This is a genomic window from Streptomyces sp. NPDC058964 (assembly GCF_042741275.1).
Taxonomy (GTDB): domain Bacteria; phylum Actinomycetota; class Actinomycetes; order Streptomycetales; family Streptomycetaceae; genus Streptomyces.
The window spans coordinates 1-8733 of sequence record NZ_JBHYKH010000386.1; the positions used below are offsets into that span (position 1 = coordinate 1).

Sequence of the window (8733 nt, forward strand, 5' to 3'; positions counted from 1 at the left end):
TGAGGCCATGGGGGATCTGGGCGCCACGCTCGTGGTGCTGCGCACCGACCAGCCGGCCGGCACACCGGCGCGGCTCGTCGAACGAGCCCGAGCGGCCGGACTCGCCGTCGACCTGACGGTGACCGGCGAGGAACGCGCCCTGCCCACCGCCGTCGACCGGGCCGTCTACCGCATCGTCCAGGAAGCGCTCACCAATGCGGCGCGGCACGCGGGTCCGGCCCGCATCCGGGTCGGACTCGACCACGGCGAGCGGGAGCTGACGGTGCGGGTGGACGACGACGGCAGCGCCGAACCCGGCCGCCCACCGACACCCGGGACCGGTCTCACGGGAATGCGGGAGCGAGTGACGGCCCTCGGCGGCACACTGCGCGCCGCCCCGCGCGCGGAGGGCGGCTTCTCCGTACACGCACGGCTGCCGCTGGGGGAGGCGGGATGAGCGGGACGACCAGGGTGGCCCTGGTGGACGACCAGGCACTGATGCGCGCCGGATTCCGGGCCCTCCTGGACGCGGAGGAGGGCATCGAGGTGGTGGGCGAGGCGGCCGACGGACGGCAGGGCCTGGAACTGATCCGGGCACAGGTGCCCGATGTCGCCCTGATCGACGTGCAGATGCCCGTGATGACGGGCATCGAGGCGACCCGGCGGATCGCCGCCGACCCGGCCCTGGCCGCCGTACGCGTGGTCATCCTCACCAACTACGGCCTGGACGAGTACGTCTTCGAGGCGCTGCGCGCGGGCGCCGGCGGTTTCCTCCTGAAGGACACCGAACCGGCCGACCTGCTCCAGGCCATCGAGGTGGTCGCCCGCGGCGAGGCCCTGCTCTCGCCCTCGGTCACCCGTACCCTGATCGGCGAGTTCGTCTCCCGCCCGCCGGACCGCGCCAGTGCCCCCGGCCTGGAACACCTCACCCGCCGCGAACGCGAGGTCACCGCGCTCGCCGCGCGTGGCCTGAGCAACGAGGAGATCGCCGTCCACATGGTCATCAGCCCCTTCACCGCGAAGACGCACGTCAGCCGGGCGATGACCAAGCTGGGGGCCCGCGACCGGGCCCAACTGGTGGTGTTCGCCTACGAGTCGGGGCTGGTGGCCCCGAGCCGCGGGGAGTACCGGTGCGAGTGAGCGCCGGGCGGGACCGGCGACCGCGCCCGTGACCCGCCCGCGGCCCGGAACCATGGTTTCGACCACGGGTCCGGCGAAGGCGCCCTGATGGGCTGTCACCGTCCGGAGAACCACCCCGCGCTCTGCCTCTTGCCGCGGGCCAGGCGCTCACGGCGTGCGGGCACGACTCCGGCACGAGCCCGCCCGGCCTGAACGGCCGTGCGGTCGGTGGCGCCCACCAGATCCCAAAGGCACGATCATGAAGTCCGCGCGGCACGGCTCACCGGCCGGACCCGGTCGGTAGCCTGCTGCCCGGTCGGAACCGAGGCACGTGCACGAACAGCGAGGTGTGAGCCGAATGTTCACCACCCGTCCCACCCTCCAGGGCACCTTCGGCATGGTGTCCTCCACCCATTGGCTGGCCTCACAGTCGGCCATGGCCGTGCTGGAGGACGGCGGCAACGCCTATGACGCCGCCGTCGCGGGCGCCTTCGTGCTGCACGTCGTCGAACCGCACCTCAACGGGCCCGCGGGCGAGGTGCCGATCCTGATCGCCCCGGCCGCCGGCGAGGTGCGCGTGCTGTGCGGGCAGGGCGTGGCACCGGCGGGCGCCACGGTCGCCCACTACCGGGGACTCGGCCTGGACCTCGTACCCGGTACGGGCCCGCTCGCCGCGGCCGTCCCCGGGGCCTTCGACGCCTGGCTGCTCCTGCTGCGCGACCACGGCACCAAGTCCCTCGCCGAGGTCCTCGAGTACGCCGTCGGGTACGCCGAGCACGGGCACGCGCCCGTGGAGAACGTCGGCGCGACCGTCGAGAGCGTGCGCGGGCTATTCGAGACGGAGTGGACCTCCTCGGCGGAGGTCTACCTGCCGGGCGGGCAGGCGCCCAGGGCCGGCCGGCTGTTCCGCAACCCCGTCCTCGCCGCCACCTGGAAGCGGCTGCTCGCCGAGACGGAGGGGGCGGGGGACCGCGAGGCGCGGATCGACGCGGCCCGCGAGGTGTGGCGCTCCGGTTTCATCGCCGAGGCACTCGTACGGCAGTCCGCCCGGCCGACCCTGGACAGCAGCGGCGAGCGGCACGCCGGCACACTCACCGCGGCCGACCTCGCCGGCTGGTCGGCGACCTACGAGGCGCCCGCCACGTACGACTGGAACGGCTGGACCCTGTGCAAGGCGGGCCCCTGGAGCCAGGGCCCCGCCTTCCTCCAGCAGCTCGCACTGCTCCCGCCCGAACTGCCGCCGTACGGCTCCGCCGACTACGTCCACCTCCTGATCGAGGGCTGCAAGCTGGCCATGGCCGACCGGGAGGCCTGGTACGGGGACGCGGCCGAGGTACCGCTCGCCGAACTGCTGTCCGAACGCTACAACGCCGAGAGACGCGCGCTCGTCGGCGACAAGGCCTCGTACGAGCTGCGGCCCGGCAGCCCCGGCGGCCGTGAGCCCCGGCTCAGCACGCACGCGTACCTGACGGGCGGCGACGAACCCGGCTTCGACCCGATGGGCGTCGGAGAGCCGACCCTGGCGAGGCTGCCTGGCGAGCCCGTGGTCGCCGCCGACGGCGGCACCCGCGGCGACACCTGCCACCTCGACGTCGTCGACCGCTGGGGCAACATGATCGCGGCCACACCCAGCGGCGGCTGGCTCCAGTCCAACCCCGTCGTGCCCGAACTCGGCTTCCCGCTCGGTACCCGGCTCCAGATGACCTGGCTGGAGGAGGGCCTGCCCAACACCCTCACCCCCGGACGCCGTCCCCGCACCACCCTCACCCCGTCGATCGCGCTGCGCGACGCAACCCCGGTCATGGCCTTCGGCACACCCGGCGGGGACCAGCAGGACCAGTGGCAGCTGCACTTCTTCCTGGCGGTCGCCCTGCGCGCCCCGGTCCGCGGCGGCCTCGACCTCCAAGGCGCGATCGACGCCCCGAACTGGCACAACGACAGCTTCACCGGCTCGTTCTACCCGCGCGGCAGGCGGCCCGGCAGCGTGACCGTCGAGTCCCGCACCGACCCGGAGACCGTCGAGGAGCTCCAGCGGCGCGGGCACGACGTCACGGTCGGCCACGGCTGGTCCGAGGGCCGGCTGTGCGCGGTGGCCCGTGACCCGGAGACCGGCGTCCTGTCGGCGGCCGCCAATCCGCGGGGCATGCAGGGATACGCGGTGGGCCGCTGAGCAACGTCACCCGGCCACTGATCACCGACGCCGCCTGTTCGCCCCGATTCCACCCTGTGTTCACCGGGCCGGTGGGGATTGTCAGTGGCGCGTGCTCTCATGGAGGCATGATCGGAGACACGGAGACCTGGGGCCCTGCCCTGGACGAGGCCCTTCGGGGAGAGTTCCTCCCACGCCACTCGGCCGACGTGGAGGAAGCCGTCCGCAAGGCGGCGGAGACCGAGATCCTGCCCCGCTTCCGCCGGCTCGCCGAGCACGAGGTCGACCAGAAGAGCGGACCGCACGACCTGGTGACGGACGCCGACCGCCTGGCGGAGGAGTACCTCACAGGGGTGCTCGGCGCCCTGCTGCCCGGCTCGGCCGTGGTCGGCGAGGAGGCGGTGCACGCCAACCCCGCGACATACGAGGCGATAGGCGGCGACGCGCCGGTCTGGATCGTCGACCCGGTGGACGGCACCCGGCAGTTCGTGAACGGCGACGCCGGCTTCTGCACCCTGGTCGCCCTCGCCCACCGCGGCGTGGTGCTCGCCTCCTGGACGTACGCCCCGGCCCGCGACCAGCTGGCCACGGCCGTGCGCGGCCAGGGCGCCCACCTCGACGGCGAGCGGCTCCTCTCGGGCGCGCCCGCACCCGACCGGGACCTGGAGGTGGCCACCTCCCACCCGGACTACACGACGGACGGACAGAAGCGCGCGCTGCTCGGCCTGTGGACGGACGGCGTGGCGCCACGCGCCTGCGGCTCCGCCGGCCTGGAGTATCTCGCCGTGGCCCGGGGCGAGTTGGACGCCACCGCCTTCTCCTGGGAAGCGGCCTGGGACCATGCGGCGGGCATCCTCCTCGTCGAGGAGGCGGGCGGTGTCCACCTCACCCGCAGCGGCGAGCCGTTCCGCGTCACGGGCGGCAACACGCTCCCGTTCACGGCCGCACGCGACGCCGCCACGGCACGGCGGGTGGCGGAACTGCTGCGGACGGTGGACTGACCCATGGCCGGGGCCCGGCGGGACCGCCCCGCCGCCGTGCCCGACCGTTCGTGCCCGGCCGGATTCCGCTTCGCGGTGCCCGCCCCTCCGTCCCTCTCAGGGGCCCGGCCCGCCAGGCCCACGCCGCGAATTCCGTTTCCCGGCCCTGACTTCGCCCACACCCTGGCCGCCCCGCCGCCGCCACCCGTGCCGCCCGGGCTGTCGGTCCACCGGCATATCCTGATCCCGAGTGGCCGTCGGCTGACGAAGGAGTCCGAAGGTGCCGTCGATGTTCGATGTGGTCGTGGTCGGAGCGGGGCCGAACGGACTGACGGCCGCCGTGGAGCTGGCCCGCCGCGGCTTCTCGGTCGCCCTCTTCGAGGCCCGTGGCACGGTCGGCGGGGGAGCGCGCACCGAAGAGCTCACGCTGCCCGGCTTCCGGCACGACCCCTGCTCCGCCGCACACCCCCTCGGCATCAACTCGCCCGCGTTCCGCGCGATGCCCCTCGAGCGGTACGGCCTGGAGTGGCTGCACGCCGAGCTGCCCATGGCACACCCGTTCCCGGACGGCACCGCGGCCGTGCTGGCCCGCTCCGTGGCGGAGACCGCCGCCTCCTTCGGACCTCGCGACGCGGGGGCGTACCGCAGGCTGGTGGAACCGTTCCTCGCCAAGTGGGACACCCTGGCCCACGACTTCATGTCCCTGCCACTCACCGCCCTCCCGCGCGACCCGGTCACCCTCGCCCGGTTCGGCCTGGCCGGTCTGCCGCCCTCCACCTGGCTCATGCGCCGCTTCCGCGACGAGCGGGCCAGAACGCTCTTCGCCGGGCTGGTGGCGCACGTCATGGCCCCGCTCGGCGGACTCGCCACCGGCGCCATCGGCCTGGTCTTCGCACTGTCCGCGCACGCCCGCGGCTGGCCCGTGGCCCGTGGCGGCTCCCAGTCGATCTCCGACGCCCTCGCCGCCTACCTCGAGGACCTGGGCGGCAGCGTGCACACCGACTACGAGGTCAAGCGCCTGGACGACCTGCCGCCCGCGCGCGCGTACGTCTTCGACACCTCGCCCACCGCGCTGGCCCGCATCGCCGGATTCGGCAACCACTACCAGGACTACCGCTACGGCCCCGGTGTCTTCAAGATCGACTACGCCCTCGACGGCCCGGTTCCCTGGACCGCCCCCGAGGCGCGCGCCGCCGGCACCGTGCAGATCGGCGCCGACAGCACGGAGATCGGCACCGCTCTGCGCGCAGCGTCCCGTGAGGGCCGGGCACCCGAGCGGCCGTTCATGATCACTGTTCAGCCCGGCGTCGTCGACCCGGGCCGGGCGCCCGAGGGCAAGCACGTCTTCTGGGCGTACGGCCATGTGCCCAGCGGCTGGACCGGCGACCTCACGGACGCCATGGAGCGCCAGCTGGAGCGCTTCGCCCCCGGGTTCCGCGACCTCGTCCTGGCCCGCGCGACCGCGGGCCCGCGCGAGGTGGCCGCGGGCAACGCCAACTACGTCGGCGGCGACATCGGCTGCGGCGCGTTCACCGGCCTCCAGGTGCTCATGCGCCCCAAGCTGTCCCTGTACCCGTACAACACCCCGCACCCCGCCGTTTTCATCTGTTCGTCGGCCACCCCGCCCGGCCCCGGTGTGCACGGCATGTCGGGACACAACGCGGCGAAGGCGGTCTGGCGGCGCCTGCGACAGCAGCCGTGACGGCGGTCGCCGCCCCCTCGCCCGGCCTTCCGCCACGCCTCCCGGACCGTCCGCAGCCCGGTGATGCGGGGCCGCCGGCCAGCGCCGGGCTGGTATAGAGGCAGCCATGACCACCATCACGCTCGTCCAGGGCGACATCACCCGGCAGACCGCCGACGCGATCGTCAACGCGGCCAACTCCTCCCTCCTCGGTGGCGGAGGCGTGGACGGCGCCATCCACCGGCGCGGTGGACCGGCGATCCTCGAGGAGTGCCGGGCGCTGCGCGCCTCCCGCTACGGCAAGGGCCTGCCCACGGGACAGGCCGTCGCCACGACGGCGGGCGACCTGGACGCGCGGTGGGTGATCCACACGGTGGGCCCGGTCTGGTCGTCCTCCGAGGACCGCTCGGAGCTGCTCGCCTCCTGCTACCGGGAATCGCTGAGGATCGCCGACGAACTGGGCGCCCGCACCGTCGCGTTCCCCGCCGTCTCCACCGGAATCTACGGCTGGCCGATGGACGACGGCGCCCGGATCGCGGTCGAGACGGTGCGCGCGAGCGGCACGGCCGTAGAGGAGGCCAGGTTCGTACTCTTCGACGGGCGGGCGTACGACGCGTTCGCCCGGCAGGTCGGTTGATCACCGTTCGACGTGCCGATTCGTGCCAAGTTGGATTCTCCAACCCGCCGAAGGCGTGCCGGACAGTACCCGCGCGGTGCCGGACTGCCCGACGACCGGGACCGGTCACCCCCTGCTCCGCGACGCCGGCGGCGTGCGTGACATCATCGGCCGGGCCCAGGACCCCGGACTCGTGCTCACCCCGTACCCGCGAGACCACCGGGACGGTCCGAGAACGAAGGAGCACGATGAACCCGGGTCCCACGGCCCCGACGGCGCCCGCCACCGCACTGCTGGAGGACTTCTCCCTGGAGATGACGGGCAAGGACGTCCCGAAGCTCGAGGAGGCGCACGCCGCCGTCCCCCGGGGCACCCGGGTCAATGTCACCTTCCTCGGCAACGAGGACCTGCGGATGCGCCTGGACGCGGCCCGCGCGGTCAAGCGCCTCGGCCTCGTCCCCGTGCCGCACATCTCCGCCCGCCGTCTCGCCTCACGGTCGGACCTCGAGGAGTTCCTGGCCGGCCTGGCGGCCGACGGAGCCGCCGAGAACGTGTTCGTCGTCGGCGGCGACCCCGCCCGCCCCGAGGGCCCGTACGAGGACGCGCTGGCCGTCATCCGCACCGGGCTCCTCGAGCGCTACGGCGTCCGCCACGTCGGCATCAGCGGCTACCCGGAGGGCCACCCCGCCATCACCGAGCACTCGCTGTGGTCGGCGCTGACCGACAAGAGCGCGGTGCTCGGTACCCGGCGGCTCGCGGGCGACGTGATCACCCAGTTCGGCTTCGACGCGGAGGTGGTGCTCGGCTGGGTGGAGCGGGTACGCGAACGCGGCGTCGAGCTGCCGATCCGCGTCGGCGTCCCCGGCCCGGCCGGGGTGCGGCGCCTGATGGGCTACGCCACCCGTTTCGGCGTCGGCACCAGCGCCTCGATCGCCCGGAAGTACGGGTTCTCGCTGACCAACCTCGTGGGTACGGCGGGGCCCGACCGCTTCCTGCGCACGCTGGCCCGGGAGTACGACGCCCGGCGCCACGGCGATCTGAAGGTGCACTTCTACACCTTCGGCGGGCTGCGGGCCACCTCGGAGTGGATAACCCGGTTCCGGGCGGAGGGCTGACGCGACACCCGCCGTGCCGGTGAGGCGCGTCCCGGGCATGTGCGCCGAGGGCACCCCGCTCCCGGCCTTGCGCGGGTCATGTCATGCCCCTTATAACCGTCCCTGCAGGCATCGGTGGGGATGGCCGGAAATGGCAGTTGCCGCCGACCAGGGGGGATCCTCAGCTCCGCCGGGATCGGCATCAGCGCACGCAGACCCACGGAGACCGAGGACATGACCGACAACGCCTTTCGCGACGCCATGACCCGCCTTGCCGTCGACCCGGCCTTCAGAGCCGAACTCGACGGCGACACCGACGAGGTGGCCCGAAGACTCGCCCTGACTTCTGACCAGGTCACCGAGCTCCGCTCCCTTCGTGTCGAGACCGCCACCGACGGGGGACCGGCCGCGCTCGACCCGCGGCTGTCCAAGTCGTCCCTGTTCTTCGGCAGCGCGGCACACGCGCTGGCCCACCATGACGTTCCGGATGTTCCGGTCGGCCATGTGTCCGCCGACCACGCCGGCGTCGACCACGCGGTGGACCATGCCCTCCCCACCGAAGGCCAGGGGACCGCCGGCGCCTTCGACGCGTCCGCCACCGGTGCTCGGAGCCTGCTCGGCGGAGGGCTGGTCCACGGGTCGCCGGCCGAGGCGGGCGGCGGATCAGGTGACTTCGGTCAGGCCGGTGAATTCGGCGAGTTCGGGAGCGCGGACGGGCCGGACCTCGGCGGGCTCGGCGGACATGGCGGCGGAGGAGACGCCGGGGGCCTGGGCGGCTTCGGCGGGTTCGGCGAGGGCGGCTCCGACGGCGGCTTCGGCGGGTTCGGCGACGGTGGTGCCGGTTCCGGTGGGGTCGGTGACGGCGGGTTCGGCTCCGGAGGCGACCTCGGCGGATCCGGCGGGTTCGGGGACTTCGGCGGTCACGGCGGCGGCTTCGGCGGTGAGGGCGGCGGCGACGCCGGTCACTTCGGCCACGGTGGCATCTTCGACCGTGACGAGGGCGACGGCCACGGTGGCGGTGACAGCGGAGGCGGCGCAGGCGGCGGTGGGGAAGGCGGTGGCGGCGAAGGCGGTGGCGGCGGTGGCGGCGAGGAGGGCTCCGGCCACGGCGGCTC

Annotated in this window: 7 protein-coding genes and 1 pseudogene; all 8 read left to right on the plus strand. The window is 73.9% G+C overall.

Annotated features, from left to right (window positions below):
* On the plus strand, positions 1-436 hold a 436-nt coding region (locus tag ACFW2E_RS34045; RefSeq protein WP_384471942.1), incomplete at its 5' end, for a sensor histidine kinase.
* Positions 433-1119, plus strand: coding sequence for a response regulator (locus tag ACFW2E_RS34050; protein WP_384471945.1), 687 nt, complete (start codon positions 433-435; stop codon positions 1117-1119). The genes ACFW2E_RS34045 and ACFW2E_RS34050, both read left to right, overlap by 4 nt.
* 337 nt (positions 1120-1456) lie before the next feature.
* Positions 1457-3268, plus strand: a complete 1812-nt coding sequence (locus ACFW2E_RS34055) for a gamma-glutamyltransferase family protein (RefSeq protein WP_384471948.1) — start codon at positions 1457-1459, stop codon at positions 3266-3268.
* A gap of 107 nt (positions 3269-3375) precedes the next feature.
* A complete protein-coding gene (locus ACFW2E_RS34060; protein ID WP_384471951.1) occupies positions 3376-4248 on the plus strand; it encodes an inositol monophosphatase family protein in 873 nt (290 codons plus the stop codon).
* 268 nt (positions 4249-4516) lie between these two features.
* Positions 4517-5929: a phytoene desaturase family protein gene (locus ACFW2E_RS34065; protein ID WP_384471954.1), complete on the plus strand. Its 1413-nt coding sequence runs from the start codon at positions 4517-4519 to the stop codon at positions 5927-5929.
* A 106-nt stretch (positions 5930-6035) separates the two neighbouring features.
* On the plus strand, positions 6036-6545 hold the full coding sequence (locus tag ACFW2E_RS34070) for an O-acetyl-ADP-ribose deacetylase (protein ID WP_384471957.1): 510 nt from the start codon (positions 6036-6038) through the stop codon (positions 6543-6545).
* A 227-nt stretch (positions 6546-6772) separates the two neighbouring features.
* Complete coding sequence (locus ACFW2E_RS34075) at positions 6773-7639, plus strand: methylenetetrahydrofolate reductase (RefSeq protein ID WP_384471960.1); 867 nt, start codon at positions 6773-6775, stop codon at positions 7637-7639.
* A 213-nt stretch (positions 7640-7852) separates the two neighbouring features.
* Positions 7853-8733 (plus strand): annotated as a pseudogene (locus tag ACFW2E_RS34080) (hypothetical protein); the annotation flags it as partial.

Bases quoted from the DNA above. Each gene is read 5' to 3' on its own strand.
- ACFW2E_RS34050 (WP_384471945.1), top strand. From the start codon at position 433: ATGAGCGGGACGACCAGGGTGGCCCTGGTGGACGACCAGGCACTGATG.
- ACFW2E_RS34055 (WP_384471948.1), top strand. From the start codon at position 1,457: ATGTTCACCACCCGTCCCACCCTCCAGGGCACCTTCGGCATGGTGTCC.
- ACFW2E_RS34060 (WP_384471951.1), top strand. From the start codon at position 3,376: ATGATCGGAGACACGGAGACCTGGGGCCCTGCCCTGGACGAGGCCCTT.
- ACFW2E_RS34065 (WP_384471954.1), top strand. From the start codon at position 4,517: ATGTTCGATGTGGTCGTGGTCGGAGCGGGGCCGAACGGACTGACGGCC.
- ACFW2E_RS34070 (WP_384471957.1), top strand. From the start codon at position 6,036: ATGACCACCATCACGCTCGTCCAGGGCGACATCACCCGGCAGACCGCC.
- ACFW2E_RS34075 (WP_384471960.1), top strand. From the start codon at position 6,773: ATGAACCCGGGTCCCACGGCCCCGACGGCGCCCGCCACCGCACTGCTG.